The organism is Polynucleobacter sp. IMCC 29146 (assembly GCF_021395195.1).
In the GTDB taxonomy this organism is placed as follows: Bacteria; Pseudomonadota; Gammaproteobacteria; order Burkholderiales; family Burkholderiaceae; genus Polynucleobacter.
Genome location: NZ_JAJVCR010000006.1, coordinates 30,970 through 48,098 on the forward strand (window position 1 = coordinate 30,970; position 17,129 = coordinate 48,098).

Annotated in this window: 16 protein-coding genes and 1 tRNA gene; 2 read left to right on the forward strand and 15 right to left on the reverse strand. The window is 44.9% G+C overall.

Annotation, left to right across the window (positions count from 1 at the left end; translation table 11 throughout):
* Window positions 1–21: 21 nt before the first annotated feature.
* From LZT22_RS08540 to LZT22_RS08610, 15 genes are all read right to left on the reverse strand, one after another.
* A complete protein-coding gene (locus LZT22_RS08540) occupies window positions 22–495 on the reverse strand; it encodes a TlpA disulfide reductase family protein (RefSeq protein WP_233924706.1) in 474 nt (157 codons plus the stop codon).
* On the reverse strand, window positions 492–1,715 hold the full coding sequence (locus tag LZT22_RS08545; RefSeq protein ID WP_233924708.1) for a sialidase family protein: 1,224 nt from the start codon (window positions 1,713–1,715) through the stop codon (window positions 492–494). Before LZT22_RS08545 ends, LZT22_RS08540 begins: the two co-directional genes overlap by 4 nt.
* Window positions 1,716–1,839: 124 nt before the next feature.
* Window positions 1,840–4,086 carry a TonB-dependent receptor gene (locus tag LZT22_RS08550; RefSeq protein ID WP_233924709.1) on the reverse strand — a complete coding sequence of 749 codons (2,247 nt, stop codon included), beginning with the start codon at window positions 4,084–4,086 and terminating at the stop codon, window positions 1,840–1,842.
* Between the two features lie 103 nt (window positions 4,087–4,189).
* Window positions 4,190–4,585 carry a DUF2946 family protein gene (locus LZT22_RS08555; RefSeq protein ID WP_233924710.1) on the reverse strand — a complete coding sequence of 132 codons (396 nt, stop codon included), beginning with the start codon at window positions 4,583–4,585 and terminating at the stop codon, window positions 4,190–4,192.
* 201 nt (window positions 4,586–4,786) lie between these two features.
* A complete protein-coding gene (locus LZT22_RS08560) occupies window positions 4,787–6,187 on the reverse strand; it encodes a PucC family protein (protein WP_233924711.1) in 1,401 nt (466 codons plus the stop codon).
* 79 nt (window positions 6,188–6,266) lie between these two features.
* Window positions 6,267–6,494: a light-harvesting protein gene (locus LZT22_RS08565; RefSeq protein ID WP_233924712.1), complete on the reverse strand. Its 228-nt coding sequence runs from the start codon at window positions 6,492–6,494 to the stop codon at window positions 6,267–6,269.
* Between the two features lie 15 nt (window positions 6,495–6,509).
* Window positions 6,510–6,659: a light-harvesting antenna LH1, beta subunit gene (pufB, locus tag LZT22_RS08570; protein WP_233924713.1), complete on the reverse strand. Its 150-nt coding sequence runs from the start codon at window positions 6,657–6,659 to the stop codon at window positions 6,510–6,512.
* A gap of 273 nt (window positions 6,660–6,932) precedes the next feature.
* On the reverse strand, window positions 6,933–8,438 hold the full coding sequence (locus LZT22_RS08575) for a tripartite tricarboxylate transporter permease (protein ID WP_233924714.1): 1,506 nt from the start codon (window positions 8,436–8,438) through the stop codon (window positions 6,933–6,935).
* Window positions 8,439–8,480: 42 nt separating this feature from the next.
* Entirely contained in the window at window positions 8,481–8,999 is a 519-nt protein-coding gene (locus LZT22_RS08580) for a tripartite tricarboxylate transporter TctB family protein (RefSeq protein ID WP_233924715.1), read from the reverse strand.
* Between the two features lie 82 nt (window positions 9,000–9,081).
* The gene (locus LZT22_RS08585) at window positions 9,082–10,083 is read right to left on the reverse strand and encodes a tripartite tricarboxylate transporter substrate binding protein (protein WP_233924716.1); all 1,002 of its coding nucleotides are present in this window, start codon (window positions 10,081–10,083) and stop codon (window positions 9,082–9,084) included.
* 155 nt (window positions 10,084–10,238) lie between these two features.
* Window positions 10,239–10,604, reverse strand: a complete 366-nt coding sequence (locus LZT22_RS08590; RefSeq protein ID WP_233924717.1) for a glycine zipper family protein — start codon at window positions 10,602–10,604, stop codon at window positions 10,239–10,241.
* Between the two features lie 129 nt (window positions 10,605–10,733).
* Window positions 10,734–10,809, reverse strand: a tRNA-Thr gene (locus LZT22_RS08595).
* Between the two features lie 18 nt (window positions 10,810–10,827).
* On the reverse strand, window positions 10,828–11,820 hold the full coding sequence (locus LZT22_RS08600; RefSeq protein WP_233924718.1) for a class 1 fructose-bisphosphatase: 993 nt from the start codon (window positions 11,818–11,820) through the stop codon (window positions 10,828–10,830).
* Between the two features lie 4 nt (window positions 11,821–11,824).
* Window positions 11,825–14,470 (reverse strand): aminopeptidase N, encoded by a 2,646-nt coding sequence (pepN, locus tag LZT22_RS08605; protein WP_233924719.1) that lies wholly within the window; start codon window positions 14,468–14,470, stop codon window positions 11,825–11,827.
* A gap of 15 nt (window positions 14,471–14,485) precedes the next feature.
* The gene (locus tag LZT22_RS08610) at window positions 14,486–15,064 is read right to left on the reverse strand and encodes a TMEM165/GDT1 family protein (protein ID WP_233924720.1); all 579 of its coding nucleotides are present in this window, start codon (window positions 15,062–15,064) and stop codon (window positions 14,486–14,488) included.
* 109 nt (window positions 15,065–15,173) lie between these two features.
* Here LZT22_RS08610 and LZT22_RS08615 point away from each other — a divergent pair, with 109 nt between their 5' ends.
* Window positions 15,174–16,511, forward strand: coding sequence for a heterodisulfide reductase-related iron-sulfur binding cluster (locus LZT22_RS08615; RefSeq protein WP_233924721.1), 1,338 nt, complete (start codon window positions 15,174–15,176; stop codon window positions 16,509–16,511).
* A gap of 28 nt (window positions 16,512–16,539) precedes the next feature.
* The gene (locus LZT22_RS08620; protein WP_233924722.1) at window positions 16,540–17,124 is read left to right on the forward strand and encodes a DUF3501 family protein; all 585 of its coding nucleotides are present in this window, start codon (window positions 16,540–16,542) and stop codon (window positions 17,122–17,124) included.
* Window positions 17,125–17,129: the final 5 nt, after the last annotated feature.

Sequence of the window (17,129 nt, forward strand, 5' to 3'; positions counted from 1 at the left end):
AATATAATTAGTTTCGATTAATCATTGCTGTTTTAAAAACCAAGCCTTTAATGCGGCGAATTGAATCGGCCCTGTTTTGCGCTGCCACTGCCCATTTTTATTAATTAAAATGGTAATTGGCGTTTCGCCATGCCATTGAGGATCAACCTCATAACGCATCGCGTCATCAAAGGGTTGAAAAACAGAAAAATTATTTGCGTTCTGTAACTTTGCCCGCTGTAACATTTTTTGCACCATCTCTGGCGGAACATCGTCGACTTGCACAAATATCACTTTAGCTTGTTTATTTTGACTGAGAAATTTACCCCATTGGGGCATTTCTGCCATACAAGGCGCACAAGTCACTCCCCAAAAGTGCACTGCTAGTGGCTCACCTAAGTTAGCTTTACTGAGCTGTGCCCAGGTGCCATTTTGATAGGCCTTTACTGACTCACTTGCTTGCACGGCAGGCAGCATAAAAAATGTGGCTGCTAGCATTGATAAATAACGCTTCATTCGGCTTGTCCAATCGATAACAGTTGATAACCCTGAGCGCGCGTCAGCCAGGATAAAAATACGTTTTTGTTTTGATTAATGAGTAAAGGATGATCGGTATAGCCTACTGCCTCAGCAATCGGTTTAGCAATCGACCAAGTCTTGCCATCGTCCTTTGAGTACTGCAGATAAATAATTGCCTTTTCGCCATTAAATTCTTTCCACACCAGCCATACTTCTTTGCCTATGGTTAATAAATATGGGCGAGCAACATTCCTATTCGCATTACCTAATTGACGTGGCGGTGAATAAGTTTTGCCTTCATTATTCGAATTGGCATAAAAGACACCTTGTCGCGCACTCCCCTGGGTAAACCAAGCAACATGTGTTGTTCCAGTATCTGCAATCGCTATTGCTGGCCCATGGTGTGGACAAACATCCGTTTTCCAATGGTCGATCGCCACCCGCTGAATTGGGCCTACACCATCATTCGCTTTCGTCGGTAAGCCCTGTGAGGTCTGCTGCTTGAAAGAGAGAACTTGGGTCGCCTGATCACGCACCCCACCTGGAAATATTCCCCGATAGGCCAATACAGGAAATTGTTGCGGGTTTAAGGCCATGCCTATGCGACAACATTCGCAGCTTTCTTGATTCACAATGGTTTCAGCTTGAAAGCTCACGCCGCCATCGATTGAGCTAGCATAAGCAATCGAACCACCCAATTTTTTATTGCCCTGCTTATTCGCAGCCTGGACCACGCGCTTATCAATCCAGGCAAGATGAATCTTGCCCTTGGCATCCGCCGCCAAGATCGGAAATCGTTCACTAGCCCCACCCTGAATCAGCGCTTGTGCTTGAGTAAACGTTTTACCACTGTCTGTCGAACGCGCGGTATTAATTTGCGCATTCCAATTACTATCTTTAAAAAAAGCATAGGCAATAAATATATTGCCTTTTGGGTCAACCGTTATTTGCGGCCTTGCATCGCTGCCTACGTCAAGCTTCTTTTGATGGTTAGCAATTTCTACTGGCGTACTAAATGTCATACCTAAATCAGCAGAATGGGATAGAGATACAGCGCCGCCTGCAGTCCAAATTAAAAAGAGTTGTCCCGCGCTCGTTAAAAATGGTGTTGCTGCATTGGCACACTCAAGACTAGTCCCCTTGCAGACTTCCATCTGCGGGTGCATCATCTGATGTGACGCTTTATCCATCATTTGACTATGATCATGTTCGGGCATTTGCGCAAAGGTCCCAGCGCTAAGCAAGCAGAGCGTCCAAATCAAGATTCTGCAGGAAGCTGGATAGGTCAATTTCAAAATAGCTTCTTTCACAATTACTATTCTCTTCATCATCACCGATCGACTAAAAAGTAAACTTGCCACCAACTGTGAATGCTTGCGGCATTCCCAGCACATAGCTATTGTTATTGCTACCCGAGCCAAAAGTAATGTACTGCCGATTTAACATATTGACTGCAGTAGCATATAAAGTAATGGCTTGATTGATTTCGTAATTAGCCCTTAATCCAAAGATTGCATAGGCTGGTACAGGTAAGGAATGGGCGGTATCCATCCACGAGTTTCCCACATAGCGCATGGTGGTAGTGACGCTCGCCTTAGGCACTGGAAACCAAGTTACTCCAAGATTGCCAATATTCTGCGGTACGCCGGCGACTTGACTGCCGGTTGGATCGCTTGTCGAGCTTGCCGTTAAAACGGTATTAGTGAGTGAATAACCAGCATCTACAGCCCATTGAGGGGAGAGATTGTGATGAAACTGCATTTCTAAGCCCTGACTTTGCAGATTTTGATTATTCGTATAGTAATTAATACTAGTTGAAACACAATTGCCTGCAGCTGCTTTCAACGGATTACTGCCCTTTGCCGCGCCACACAATTGCTGGGCTAAGGCCACGTCTGTCGCATTATTGGCTTTTAAGTTGTAGGTCGTAATGGCATTAGTTATTTGATTAGTAAAAGCGGTTAGCTGCAAAAAGCCTTCTTTCCAACGGTAATCTGTGCCAGCTTCAAAGCCTTTCATAATTTCAACAGTTAAATTTGGGTTAGCAAAATTATTGCCCCCGCTTGATGAGGCATAAGATCTTAAGGTGTTATTTAAGCCTGGTGCATGATAGGCTTGATAAATAGAGCTGCGTAAGTTCCACTCTTTAGATAACTCGTATAAAAAACCTAAATTCGGACTCAAAATGGTTTTATTTTGATTCGAGATATTTTGATAGCTCGCGTTTTTACCATCGGGACCAGTGTTGTAATAGGTCGGGGTTGAACTGCTCCAGTTATCGACCCGTAAAGCTAAGGTAGTTTGTAGTGGAATGAAGCTAGTAGTTGATTTCGCTTGTCCCATTACGCCATAAAAATTCTGCTGCCCCTGGGCATAATTTACTGAGCTTACAGCGCCAGTAGTGGTTAAATTATTAGTTAAGTTAGAACCAGAAATATTCCGTCCATCTACCCCTACTAAAACTTGGTCTACCAAGCCCTTCATATCCTTAATGTATTGCACTCCAGCACCAGTAGTGGAATATGGGTCATAGTAATTTGAACTAATGTAAGGGGTGTTAGTGGCCAACTTCTGTGCATTAAAAACCGAACTTACTGCGGCATTAGAACCATTTTGTTTATTAAAAGCCGTATTTTGATAAAACAAATTAACAAGCACCTTATCGCTCTCACTTAATTTGGTCGTCGTGCCAGCAGCAATATCGGTAGTTTGTTTTAAATTGGTAGCGATACTCATGGCATTAGAGTAGTCAGCCATCGTGCCATAACCTATCCGCACAAACCCTTTTGTATCACTACCAGCCTTAAAGTAGCTTTGTAAACGGACGTTGGAATTTTGTGCGGCCGCTGCCCCCATGCCAGGCTTAACACTATTTGCTGCGGCTGGGGAGATCGTCGCGATATTTGTGTAGCCGCCAGTATTTAAATAGTCGGCCGATATGCGTAACTGCATATTCTCGGTAGCCATGATATCTTTCGATGCTGCTAGGTTCACAGTGTTGAAAGTACCGTAATTGGCCGAGACTTCTTGCTGGCTATTTTTAGGTGTGCGGGTATTCATATTAATTACCCCACCCATACCCCAGTTACCCCATAAGCTTGAAATACCCCCACGTATAAACTCAACCGTATCAATCGAAGAAAGTGGCACTAAATTCCACATAATCGTGCCGTAGAAAGCATCATTTAAGGGCGACCCATCTGCCAATACCAAAGTACGAGCATTGCCTAAACCACGTACGTTCAAACTTTGACCAGTCGGATCTTTCTCGTAATAAGGCTGATCATTTAAAAAGACACCTGGCTGATTTTTTAAAATTTGATCGATGGTTTGATCGGGCGCTAACTCCAAAACCTCCTTGGTCAGAATGGTGGTGTTTAAGGGAATTTGATCTAATGGTGTATCTGAACGGGTAGCGTTAACTGTCACGCCACTTAATTTTTGATCGTAATCGGGTGGTGGCGCAATTTGCGCTTGCGCTAGACAAAAGTACCCTACAGTCCACAGAAAACCTGCACTATTTATGGCTACAGTTTGTAAGTTGCGCTTTTTGAAGTGTCGCGCCCCCTGAAAATGACGGAAATGCATTGCAAACTCCCAGAAACTAAATTAAGCCTACTTGCCATCAATGCGCAACAGAGCGCAATAAAAGCAAGATAAACCTCTAGGCTTTAGGCCAAGAGGTCAAGTTTTAGATCTGGGTAGGGGGTGCCCGAGCGGGCTGAGAAGTCCAAACAAAAAGTGTTTTGGGTGAAACATAAAAGAGCGCAGGAAAAGCTTGTGTAAGCGCGCCAACTGGCACAACCGACGTTGCCATACTGATATTAATCGCAACTGGGGCATGGGACATGATACAAAGTGGGCAATCGTGATTCATGCCAAGAGGATTGCTCGGCGCCGACTCTGCGGTAGTACTAAGATCAATCGTTAACGCCGCTACTTTATCCCCTTGCGCCTGACAAATTTCCATTGTCAGGCTGGTGGCCGATGCACTTCCTGTTTGCATGGCAGCTACAGCGGGCGACAAGCTACCGACAAGCAATGCAATTGCTGTGCAGACTGCAGCAAAGGAACGCAATCGTTTCATCGTAACAAAGCCATTAACAAAATGAGGCATTCAACATTCACTTAATTGAATGTATGTGAAACTCAAATTATTTTCGATTGGGTTTCACCATTCGCATGATTGTGATCACTGAAACAACCAACCAGACAATAAACAAAATTTGCACAACGCTCATGTTAAGTCTCCTTATGATAGGGTTAAGCTATTTTATAAGAAAATAGCTTAGGTACAACTACTTCGGGTCCGTAAAAGCGGCAGCATTGCCAAAATTGTAGCGATTAATAAGACAATTTCCAAAGCATAAACCAAGGAATAGCCAATTGCCGGGCCATTTAAGGCCTCTGGTAGAAGCTTGGCATTTTCTAAGGCCACTACGAGATCGCGAATCACCCCGCCCAAGCCGACCGCAATCCCTGCTGCCGAAGCCTGAACAGCACCCCAGGCTCCTAAAGCCAAGCCCCGCTGGTCGGCAGGCGCAAAGTTCATCGTCGCCGTAAGGGTGCCGTGACTAAAGAGACCACCGCCAAAGCCTATTAAAAAAGTACCGATAATAAAGACAATGGTGGCCTGCAAAGGCGCAGCTGCAATGACAAAAATAAATGCGGGAATACCGACATAAGCACCCAGCGTTGCCATCCGAAAAGGATCGCTGCCGCGACTTAAGACCCTAGAGGCCCAAGTAAAGCCCCATAACCCGCCAATGGCTAAGGTGGCAGTTAAGGCAGTGGTTGCACTCACACTCATTTTCAACAACTCACCACCATAGGGCTCTAACAGCACATCATTCATACTAAAAGCCATGGTGCCAAAACCTACTACGACCAAACGGCGTACGGCATGACCACCGGTCGTAAAGGTGCGCCATGATTGCATAAATGAAGGCTCGGTCTGATTAACGCGACTACGCACTTGAGCTCGGGTTTCTTGCTTCCATAACGCAATCACATTCAACACGATGGTGATCACTGCCGAGGCTTGAATTACCTGAATTAAGCGCGCGGGGCTAAATTGTTCCAGCGCTAAACCAAAAACTAAGGCACTAATTATCATGCCGAAAAGTTGCATGACATACATTAAACCGACGACTTTCGGCTGCGCCTCGACTGGCGCTAAATCGGTAGCCAGAGCAAGTCCAACGGTTTGCGTAATGTGCACTCCTGCGCCCACAAAAAGAAAAGCTAAGCCCGAAGCCGCCCAGCCAATCCAGACAGGCGCTTGACTAGATTGGCCGCCACCCGATAAAACCAATAAAGCAAATGGCATGATTGCCAAGCCACCAAATTGCACTAAGGTACCCATCCAGATATAAGGTACCCTTCTCCACCCTAAAGCCGACTGGTGGTTATCTGAACGAAAGCCAATTAAGGCACGAAAGGGGGCAAACAGAATTGGTAATGAAATCATCACCGAAACAATTGAGGCGGGCACATGCAGCTCGACAATCATTACGCGGTTTAGGGTGCCAACTAATAACACTAGAGCCATACCAACTGAAACTTGAAACAAGGATAGTCGTAAGAGGCGAGATAAGGGTAAATCGGCTGAGGCGGCATCAGCAAAAGGTAAATAACGTGAGCCTAGCTCAGACCAACCTTGAATTAACTTTTTGGTAACTCGGTTCATCTAAAAAATTTTACCTTAGCGCTGCAATGAAAAAGGCTGGGATGTGCGATCCCAGCCTTGCACGAAAAGCTAAAGTACTTTACTTCTTCGCTGCAGGTGCTGCCGCCATGGGTGCTGCCATGGGTGCTGCCATCGTTGCTGCTGAACTCGCCATCATCGGTGCATTGCCTTGTAAAAAAGCTTTGACCCAAGTGGTGTTAGAAACAATTGCTAAGTGAACGCAGAAAGAGCTAATCGCTACAGCTGCAATAAAAATAGGAATGCCAACAGTGGGTTTTACAACGGTCCACATTTTTCCGTAAATCATATTGATCTCCTCTTTTTATTTAAGCCAAGGCGAGTAGATATAAGCCAGTAAATGGGCAAGAGCTGCGATCATGCCGAAAAACTGGGTCCCTTGAATCAGATTGCGGTGCAACTCTTCCGATTCAGCGTCGTTTAAGCCCGTAAGGCTTACATTTCCGTTTGACATTGTTTTTGTCTCCCCTAGAAAGACGAACTACTTTCGTGCCAAACCCGCACGAGGGTTTTATGACTAAAGCCAACTGTATGAAACTGTAAAACCACTTCGACTACATGTGTAATATAAAAATTACACTTCGACTTGTCAACAAAATTTTACAGATTTTGCAGATAAACCACCTAGGGGATATACCTATATAGATAAAGGACAAATAGCCCCGCTGAGGGGCTATTGTCTGTAGGGCGCTGATGGGGGAGGCTGGGTCTTGTTGGGGGGGATTAACTAGCTAATACCCGCTTTTACAGCGCGTTTTTTGGTGAATTTGCCAATTAAAGGCCAGAGTAAAAGGCCTAAGGCGAGGGCCGTAATGGTACCAACTAGGTAATTTGAGAAAAAGATCTCTAAGCTACCCTGGGAGAGCAACATCGACTGGCGGAAGGAATCTTCAGCTCGGTCACCCAGCACTAACGCCAAAACCATCGGTGCCATTGGGTAATCTAGCTTCTTAAAAAGATAGCCCAAGACACCAAAACCCATCATCAACCAAACATCGAAATTCGCGTTATGAACGGTATAAGCCCCGACCGCACAGATCACAATAATGACGGGTGCAATGATCGAAAAGGGAATACGCAAAATCGATGCAAACAAAGGTACGCAGGTTAAAACGACAAATAACCCTGCCAAATTACCCAAATACATACTGGCAATTAAGCCCCAAACAAAGTCTGGTTTCTCGACAAACAGTAAGGGACCCGGCTGCAAACCCCAAATTAATAGGCCACCCAATAACACGGCTGCCGTGGGCGAACCTGGGATGCCCAAAGAAAGCATTGGCAACAAGGCGGCAGTGCCAGCTGCATGGGCCGCTGTTTCGGGAGCGATAATACCCTCCATCTCACCCTTGCCAAAGTTTTCGCCCCGCTTAGAAACCCGTTTTGCCACGCCATAAGACATAAAAGAGGCGGGAGTTGCCCCACCAGGCGTAATACCCATCCAGCAGCCAATTAAACAACTACGTAAGGAAGTAGCCCAATATTTGGGTAACTGCTTCCAAGTCTCCCAAACAATTTGACTACGAATCTTGGCGGTTGCCCCAGAAAATGACAGGCCCTCTTCCATCGATAAAAGAATTTCGCCAATGCCAAATAAGCCGATCACCGCAATTAAGAAATCAAAACCACGCATTAATTCAGGATTGCCAAAAGTTAAGCGTAATTGACCAGTAACTGTGTCCATGCCAACCGTAGCCAAGGCAAAACCCAGCATCATGGCGGAAATCACTTTAAACGGTGAGCCTTTATTCATACCCACAAAGCTACAAAAGGTTAAAAAATAAACAGCAAAAAATTCAGGTGGCCCGAATTGCAAAGCAAACTTCGCCACCAATGGCGCCAAGAAAGTGATCATCACAATGGCAAAAAATGCGCCCACAAATGAAGAAGTAAAAGCCGTGGTTAAGGCAGCCCCTGCTTTTCCATTACGCGCCATTGGATAACCGTCAAATGTCGTTGCCACCGACCATGGTTCGCCAGGAATATTAAATAAGATCGAAGTAATTGCTCCGCCAAACAAAGCGCCCCAATAAATACACGAGAGCATGATGATGGCTGAAGTAGGTGGCATCGTAAAGGTGAGCGGCAATAAAATCGCAATGCCGTTGGCGCCACCTAAACCTGGTAATACGCCAATGATCACGCCCAACGTTACGCCAACGAGCATCAGCAATAAATTAAACGGTGTCATTGCAACCGCAAAACCCTGAAACAATAAATTAATTTCTTCCAACGTAAACTCCTAAAAATGCCGTGCAACTATCTATGTAAATTTTTATTGCATACCTAAAAAGGTTAAGGGGTTAAACCAAGAGCCATGCGGTAGTGGTACCTGAAACCAGATTTCAAAGAGGACATATAAGGCCACACTCACCCCCACACCAACGGCAATCGCCTTCCAGTAAGCGTACTTACCTAGCCAAACCATAAATACGGCAATGTAAATTGCAGCTGACACATAAATGCCAATGAGTTGCACGCCCAAGACAAAAACAAGGGCTGGAAGAAAAACCGCCATCACTTGACGGAACGGCTCTTTTTCAACAAAAGCGTCGTCTTTTTTTTGCTTGTTTTGAAATACTGCTTGATACAAAGTAACCGTACTTGACAGCAAAATAATTAAGCTAATGTAAAAAGGAAAGTAGCCCGATTGTGGTCCATCACTGCCCCACGATGCACCTAACTTAATACTGCCAGTCATCACCACAAATCCAAATATTAAAAATAGTAAGGCAGTAATAATTTCCATCGTTCTAACGCTAACGACCATTTCTTGCTTTGCAGGTTCAGACATAGTTCAATCGATTAAAGATAAAGTATTTAAATAAAATAAGGCTTCTAAATATCGCAGTAGAAGCCTTATTGACTAACAATGATTACTGCGCGATAAAGCCCGCTTCTTTCATGAGCTTGACGTGTAAAGCCTCATTTTTACCAAGCCAATTTACATATTCCTGACCAGTCATAAAGGTTTGGTTAAAGGCGCCGTCAGCCATAAATTTCTTCCACTCTGGCGTCTCGCGTACCTTTTTGAGAACACCAATGAAGTAATCAACTTGATCTTGGGATACTCCAGGCGACATAAAAATACCGCGCAACATCACATAGTCGGTTGGTACGCCAACTTCTTTACAAGTAGGTACGTCATACCAAGATTGAGTAGGAGTAATTTTTTCTTTATAGGGCATGCGCTTTTCATCAAATACGCACAAGGCCCGTAATTTGCCTGCTCGCCATTGCGCAACTGCTTCAATCGGATTATTGACGGAAGAGTCAATGTGATTACCAACTAACTGCACTGCCACATCACCACCCCCCTTGAAAGGAATGTAGGTAAATTTGGTACCGGTAGCCTTTTCTAAGGCAACGGTAATAATTTGATCTTCTTGTTTAGAGCCGGTACCCCCCATTTTAAATTTACCTGGGCCGGCAGCCTTAGCCGCATCAATAAACTCTTTCGCAGTTTTATACGGTTTTTCCGCGTTATCCCACAAAACAAATTGATCTAAAGCCATCATCGCTACTGGCGTCATATCGCGCCAATTAAATGGCACTCCAGTTGCCAAAGGCGTAGTGAATAAATTTGAAAGCGTAATAACAATTTTATGGGGGTCGCCTTTAGCTTCTTTCATTGCCAAGAAGCCTTCTGCACCTGCGCCAGCTGCTTTATTGACTGGAATAACTGATTGTTTCATCAAATTATTTTTAGTAATGATGCCTTGAATCATGCGTGCCATTTGATCGGCTCCGCCACCTGGGCCGGCAGGAATAATAAATTCAACTGGTTTAGTAGGTTCCCAAGCTGCCCAAGCTGGGTTAATGCTAATAGTTGCTACTGCGACACAAATAGCTAAAAATAACCGATTTTGTTGTTTCATGATTCCCCTCCATTAATGTTAGTTCCCAATCTTACCTTGACTATTAAGAACTGATGCGCTGATTTTTCTTTAAAAAAGGCAAACTTCTGTTGACCAGCATCAATAAAAAAAACTTCTGTGGCTGGCGGGGTTCAATACTTAGTAAAAACCCCTACTTAATTAAGGACCTTATAACCACGACCTTTTAGGCAATTAGTCACCACGGCTTCTTGAGCCTTATTGCCTTGATAAAGTCCATAGCCACCGCCAACAATGGCACCAACTCCGGCAGACTGAGCAATATTAGAGCCCGTGCCGCCTGCCACTAACCCCAATAAAGCGCCAGCAGCTACTCCCATGGCCGCATCAGTAAGACCAGACTTTGCTGCCCCATCTTGCTGAGTTGCATAAGCCTGACACTGCTGTAAATCGGTATCGTATTTAGCCTGATTAACGCCCTGCATATCGACGATCGGCTTGACATTGGCCCCAGCGCAGGCCACTAAAAATAATGGGGTGAAAAAAAGTGCAAAGGCTTTCATGTCTATTTCCTTTTCTATCGCAGATTAAAACGGCAGCCTAATTATTTCAGCCTAATTATTTAATACGGTGATCAACTCTCTTGGCACTACACTAGTATATTGAAATTGGTGCTAAATGGTACTAACAGGTGGTGCCGGAAAGAGGAATCGAACCTCCGACCTTCGCATTACGAATGCGCTGCTCTACCAACTGAGCTATTCCGGCTTAACTCTAATAGAAATTTTAGCTTAGGGGTAAATGATAAGCACGTAACAGTTCAATTTCTTCAGCCGCGCCCAGCATTACTGATACCCGCTGATGAAGCGCAGTCGGCTGAATTTCTAAAATTCGCTGTTTACCGTCAATCGCCTGCCCGCCGGCTTGTTCCACTAAAAAACTCAGTGGATTTGCTTCATACATTAACCGTAACTTTCCTGGCTTATTGGGCTCACGCTGATCCCATGGGTACATAAATACACCGCCGCGCATCAAGACTCGATGCACATCGGCCACCATCGAGGCGATCCAACGCATATTAAAATCTTTTGCCCGCACCCCAGTTGTGCCAGCTAGACACTCTTCAATATAGCGTTGCACTGGTTTAGCCCAGTGCCGTAGATTCGACATATTGATGGCAAATTCTTTGGCAGCTTGTGGAATGCTGATGCCCTGTTTTATTAAAATAAATTGGTCTGTTAATGGATCCAGCGTGAAAAGGTCAACGCCCGCGCCTAAGCTCATTACTAAAGTTGTTTGTGGGCCATACACCACATATCCAGCAGCGACTTGCTGCGAACCTGCTTGCAAGAAATCATTTGGCTCTAGTGGCACATTAGGAGTAGGTTTTTTTAAAATAGAAAAAATCGTACCAATCGATACATTCACATCAATATTAGAAGAGCCATCCAGCGGATCGAATAAAATTAAATAATCCCCGCTACCCGATCCCACGGTAATGGGCAACTCCATTTCTTCTGAGGCAATACCTGCTAGAGCGCTACAGCCGCTCAGCTCTGCAATTAAGGCATCGTTGGCAATGATATCTAGCTTTTGTTGTATCTCACCTTGCACATTGTCAGTACCAGCCGTGCCCAACAAGCCAATGAGGGGGCCTTGGGCAACTGCTTGACTCAAGCCGATACAAGCTTGGCTTAGCGCCAACAATAGCTCTTGTAATCCCACTGGCAAAGCTTGATCTTGAAGACGGAATGCGGCTAAATAGGATTTGAAATTCATCTGCTTATTCTAGAGCTTTATTCACTACCTCTCGCACATCAGCCGAAAGATTAGCGTTTGCTGCCACCTGCTCTAAAGCTGCCCGCATCTTGCTTTGATAAGGCTCGGCAAAAGAACGCCAACGGTCAGCAGCGCGCGCTAAGCGGGCTGCTACTTGCGGATTAATTAAATCAAGCGCTTGCACAGTTTCTGCCCAAAAAGCATAGCCGCTACCATCCCATTGATGAAACCCTGCTGGATTAGCTAGACAAAAAGCATGTATTAAGCTCCGCACCCGATTAGGGTTAGTCATTTTAAAAGCAGGATGATTTCGTAAACTGCGGATTCGCTCTAAGGGGGCATCAAGCGAGCACATGGCCTGCAAAGTAAACCATTTATCTATCACTAGTGGATTATCAGCAAAGCGCTGATAAAAATCAGCTAAACAATCTGTCGCTTTAGATGCGCCCTGCAATACCAAGGCAGCGAGAGCACCAAAACGATCGGTCATATTGTTGGCTTGCTGATATTGATCAAGCGCCAATTGCTGAATACTGAGGTCTTGCGGATTCGCTAATAACAACATACTTAAAGCAAGATTTTTTAAAGCACGCTTGCCTACACTAACTGAATCAGGCGAGTAAGGCCCCGAAGTTTGCATCTGTTGATAAGCACGGAGCCAATCGGGCTGCAGGGTTTTAGCTAGGGCTAGGCGATACGCCTGCCTCGCTGCATAAATTTGTAAAGGCTCAATCGATACGCAGTGCTCGTACAAATAACTTTCAGCAGGTAAGGTAAAGACCAAATCTTTAAATGCGGGATCTAATTCCGCGTCAAGCAGAATGCTACGATAGGCGGCAAGAAGACGCGCATCAGGCAAACGTCCAGCTAAGATTAATTCTAATGCCAGTTTCTGTGCCGCCTCCCAACGATTAAAGGGGTCATCGTCACCTGCTAGCAACATCAATAAATCGGTTTCGCTCTGTGCAAAATCTAAAATAATGGGCGCAGAAAACCCACGGTTAAGCGACAGAATTGGCCGTTGGGGCACATCATAAAAAGTCCAAGTTTGTGAGCTGGCACTGAATTCTAATAGTTGTTCTGTGCCACATGGTTGTATTTGACTGGGCTGTGGATTTGCTCGTGTATTAGCAGATAAGTTTTGTACGGGTACAAACAAACGCATTAATAGTGGAATTAAAAATGGCTTAAGCTCTGCCTGGCTTGCCTTCGAGGTGCAAGTTTGGGTTAAGGTTAATTGATATTGCTGCGTAGTTGAGTCGTAATTTTCTCCGACCTTTACGCGTGGAGTGCCAGCTTGGCTATACCAAGCCTCAAATTGACTTAAATCTCGTCCATTAGCATCTGCCATCGCAGCTAAAAATTCATCGCAAGTGACTGCTTGTCCATCATGTCGTTTAAAGTAAAGATCCATGCCTTTACGAAAACCATCGCGACCTAATAAAGTTTGGTACATGCGCACGACCTCTGCGCCTTTTTCATAAATCGTTACGGTATAAAAATTATTAATTTCTTGATAGGCATCAGGTCTTACTGGGTGGGCCATTGGACCAGCATCTTCAGGAAACTGCGCCGCTCGTAATAAGCGCACATCGGCAATGCGACTAACTGCCCTACCCGACTCACTACCAATTTGATCAGCTGAAAATTCTTGATCTCGAAAAACAGTTAAGCCTTCTTTTAATGACAACTGAAACCAATCACGACAAGTGACCCGATTACCAGTCCAGTTATGAAAATATTCATGCGCAACCACACTTTCAATGCCTGCAAAATCAGCATCGGTTGCTGTCTCTGGCTGGGCCAGCACATACTTGGTGTTGAAAATATTTAAGCCTTTATTTTCCATGGCCCCCATATTGAAATCGCTCACCGCCACAATCATGAAGCGCTCTAAGTCAAGCTCTAAACCAAATCGTTTTTCATCCCATTGAATCGCATGTACCAATGAATCCAAGGCATGTTGAGTTTTTTCTAAATCGTGAGGCTCAACCCATACCTGCAGTAGCTTACTAGCACCGCTAGCCGCAGTGAGTTTTTTTTCTACGCACGCTAACTTACCAGCCACCAAAGCAAACAAGTAGCAAGGCTTTGGAAAAGGATCTTCCCAAACTGCACTATGCCACCCATTTTCTAAGCGCTCGGTACTGATTAAATTTCCGTTTGAAAGTAATACCGGAAAATCAGCTTCCACTGCACGCAAAGTGACGCGATAGCGTGCCATCACATCAGGTCGATCTAAAAAGTAAGTAATCTTTCGAAATCCTTCAGCCTCGCATTGGGTAAAAAAATTACCATTCGAAACATACAGTCCCATCAAGGAGGTATTTTTAGCTGGCACACAAGCGGTGATGATTTCTAAAACAAATGCATCTTTACCTTGATTTGGTAAAGCGTGAATGGTTAATAATTCGGGCGTAATTTCAAATTGACGATGGGGGGTGCCATTAATTCGCAAGCTAATAAATTCTAGGTCTTGCCCTTGAAGCACTAGAGAAGTGTGCTCACCGGTTGTAGGTTCAACTGAAATTCGACTCTTCACAATGGTGCGCTCAGGATTAAGCGCGAAATCTAAAGCGACTTGCGTAAATGTAAAGGGTGGAGGGGTGTATTCAAGCCTTCGAAAGCTTAATGGCAAATCGTTTTTCATCACCGTATTGTAGGCTTAGGCGAAAATGAAGGTGCCCACCCCTAAGGCGATAAACACTACTGCTGCTATGGCATGCACCCATTGAATTGGTAGGCGCTCGGTAAATTTACGCCCCAACCAAACTGCTGGAATATTGGCTAACATCATCCCTACTGTGGTACCTAAGGTTACTGAAGTCACGCTGTCGTAACGAGCGCCGAGCGCAATTGTCGCAATTTGGGTTTTATCACCCATTTCTGCCAAAAAGAAAATAGTCGTGGTAAAAATAAAAACTGGCCACGCTCGATTCGCGACGCGCCGCTCTTTGCTTTCATGGAAATGATCTGGAATCAGCAACCAGAAACCAATCAATAAAAAACCGACCCCCAAAATCCACTGCATGACAATGGGGCTCAGTAAGTCTGCTACCCAATGACCCGCCAATGCAGCGCCTGCATGATTAAACAAGGTGGCAAGCAAAATTCCACCAATAATGGGCCCAGCTTGTTTGGGATATCGCGCGGCCAACATTAAAGACAGAAGTTGCGTTTTATCGCCAATTTCAGCCAAAGCGACGACCGAGCTTGAAACGATGAAGGCTGAAAAATCAAACATATTCGACTATTTAGTTAATTACTATTGAGATCTTTAATTAATACAATTTGGCTATTAAGCTGAAGAATCATACACTCTCCAATATTGAAAAGCATATTGAAGGATAGTAATGGCAATGACTGAAGGTAATTTAGAAGCTCCGACCCGCCACCCCTTGGATTGGCAAAATCCTGAGTTTTATGATCAGACGAAAATTGATGCTGAATTAGAGCGCGTCTTTGACGTTTGCCACGGCTGTCGACGCTGTGTCAATCTTTGCGGATCCTTTCCAACTTTATTTGATCTCATCGACGGCACCCCCGACGGCGAACTCGAACAAGTGAACAAAGCCGATTATCAAACGGTGGTTGATCAGTGCTACCTCTGTGACGTGTGCTACATGACCAAATGCCCCTATGTGCCGCCCCACCCTTGGAATATTGATTTTCCGCATTTAATGTTGCGGCAAAAAGCCAAAAACTTTCAAGATGACAAAGCTACTGTTCGGGATAAAGTTCTGTCGGCCACCGACAAAATGGGTTTCTTCGCGGGCATTCCAATTGTCACCCAAGCCGTTAATGCGGTAAACAAAACTGGACTGGCGCGCTTGATGTTAGAAGGCGCCCTCGGCGTTCATAAAGACGCCTGGCTTCCAGAATACGCCACAAAAACCTTTCCTCAATTGGCAGCAAAATCATCTACCTTTCCAGTCATTGATGGCAAGAAAACACCGGGCAAAGTGGCCATCTTTGCCACCTGTTATATCAATTACAACGAGCCAGGGATTGGACAAGATCTCATTAAAATTTTGCAACATAATGAAATACCCTATGAACTAGTTGAGAAGGAAGCTTGTTGTGGCATGCCTAAACTTGAGCTTGGCGATTTAGAGTCAGTGGCAGCCAATAAAGAAAAGAATATACCTAAGCTAGCCGAACTTGCTCGCGCTGGCTATGCGATCCTCACCCCAATTCCCTCTTGTACCCTGATGTTTAAACAAGAGCTGCCACTGATGTTCCCAGGCGATACTGCCGTGCAAGCCGTGAAAGAGGCGATGTGGGACCCATTTGAATACTTAGTCGCACGCCATAAAGATGGCTTACTGAAAACCAATTTCACGACTGAATTAGGTCATGTAAGCTATCACCTTGCTTGCCATTCACGAGTACAAAATGTGGGACAAAAAACTGCTGAAGCTTTGCGTTTAATTCCCGGTACTGTAGTTAATGTAGTTGAGCGTTGCTCAGGTCACTCTGGCACTTGGGGTGTTAAAAAAGAATTTCATGAAATGGCGAAAAAAATCGGTAAACCGGTTTTTAAACGGATGGCGGAAGAAGAGCCTAATTTTATTAGCTCGGATTGCCAACTGGCTGGTCACCATATCGAGCAAGGGATGGCTGAGTTGGGTTTGCCTCCGACTCCTATGGCGCACCCATTAACTCTCATGGCTAAGGGCTATGGGCTGTAAACTAGTAGAAAGATAGGATAAATCAACAATGGGAATGATTACCCGCAGTAGCCTTTTAAGCCTCGAGGCTTATCACAAGGAGCGCCCAGAAATGCGCCACAAAGCCATTGAAGAGCGCCGTATCCGCACCGTGCATTTAGGTGATCACTTGACAATGATTTTCGAAAATGAATTTCTGATGCGCTATCAGATTCAAGAAATGCTCCGCGTTGAAAAAACCTTCGATGACGCGGGCATTCAAGATGAGCTCGACGCTTACAACCCATTGGTACCAAACGGCTCGAATTTCAAGGCGACGATGATGCTCGAGTATCCCAATGAAGCCGATCGCAAAATTGCCTTGAGTAAATTGCTTGGCGTTGAAAATCATGTCTTCATTGAGATTGAAGGCCAGCCACGGGTTTACGCGATTGCCGATGAAGATTTAGAGCGCAGCTCTGAAGAAAAAACGTCTGCAGTGCACTTTATGCGCTTTGAGCTCAGCGACGATATGAAAAAGGTTTTGCAAGCGGGAGCACAAATGATGGTGGGCTGTGACCATAAAGGCTACCCCTTCCACATTGAAACCCTCGCTCACGAAACCTTAGCCTCTTTAGTTAGTGATCTGAGTTAACCTTT

Coding starts and splice junctions, on each gene's coding strand:
- LZT22_RS08540 (WP_233924706.1), bottom strand. CDS start 495: ATGAAGCGTTATTTATCAATGCTAGCAGCCACATTTTTTATGCTGCCT.
- LZT22_RS08545 (WP_233924708.1), bottom strand. CDS start 1,715: ATGCCCGAACATGATCATAGTCAAATGATGGATAAAGCGTCACATCAG.
- LZT22_RS08550 (WP_233924709.1), bottom strand. CDS start 4,086: ATGCATTTCCGTCATTTTCAGGGGGCGCGACACTTCAAAAAGCGCAAC.
- LZT22_RS08555 (WP_233924710.1), bottom strand. CDS start 4,585: ATGAAACGATTGCGTTCCTTTGCTGCAGTCTGCACAGCAATTGCATTG.
- LZT22_RS08560 (WP_233924711.1), bottom strand. CDS start 6,187: ATGAACCGAGTTACCAAAAAGTTAATTCAAGGTTGGTCTGAGCTAGGC.
- LZT22_RS08565 (WP_233924712.1), bottom strand. CDS start 6,494: ATGATTTACGGAAAAATGTGGACCGTTGTAAAACCCACTGTTGGCATT.
- pufB (WP_233924713.1), bottom strand. CDS start 6,659: ATGTCAAACGGAAATGTAAGCCTTACGGGCTTAAACGACGCTGAATCG.
- LZT22_RS08580 (WP_233924715.1), bottom strand. CDS start 8,999: ATGTCTGAACCTGCAAAGCAAGAAATGGTCGTTAGCGTTAGAACGATG.
- LZT22_RS08585 (WP_233924716.1), bottom strand. CDS start 10,083: ATGAAACAACAAAATCGGTTATTTTTAGCTATTTGTGTCGCAGTAGCA.
- LZT22_RS08590 (WP_233924717.1), bottom strand. CDS start 10,604: ATGAAAGCCTTTGCACTTTTTTTCACCCCATTATTTTTAGTGGCCTGC.
- LZT22_RS08600 (WP_233924718.1), bottom strand. CDS start 11,820: ATGAATTTCAAATCCTATTTAGCCGCATTCCGTCTTCAAGATCAAGCT.
- pepN (WP_233924719.1), bottom strand. CDS start 14,470: ATGAAAAACGATTTGCCATTAAGCTTTCGAAGGCTTGAATACACCCCT.
- LZT22_RS08610 (WP_233924720.1), bottom strand. CDS start 15,064: ATGTTTGATTTTTCAGCCTTCATCGTTTCAAGCTCGGTCGTCGCTTTG.
- LZT22_RS08615 (WP_233924721.1), top strand. CDS start 15,174: ATGGCAATGACTGAAGGTAATTTAGAAGCTCCGACCCGCCACCCCTTG.
- LZT22_RS08620 (WP_233924722.1), top strand. CDS start 16,540: ATGGGAATGATTACCCGCAGTAGCCTTTTAAGCCTCGAGGCTTATCAC.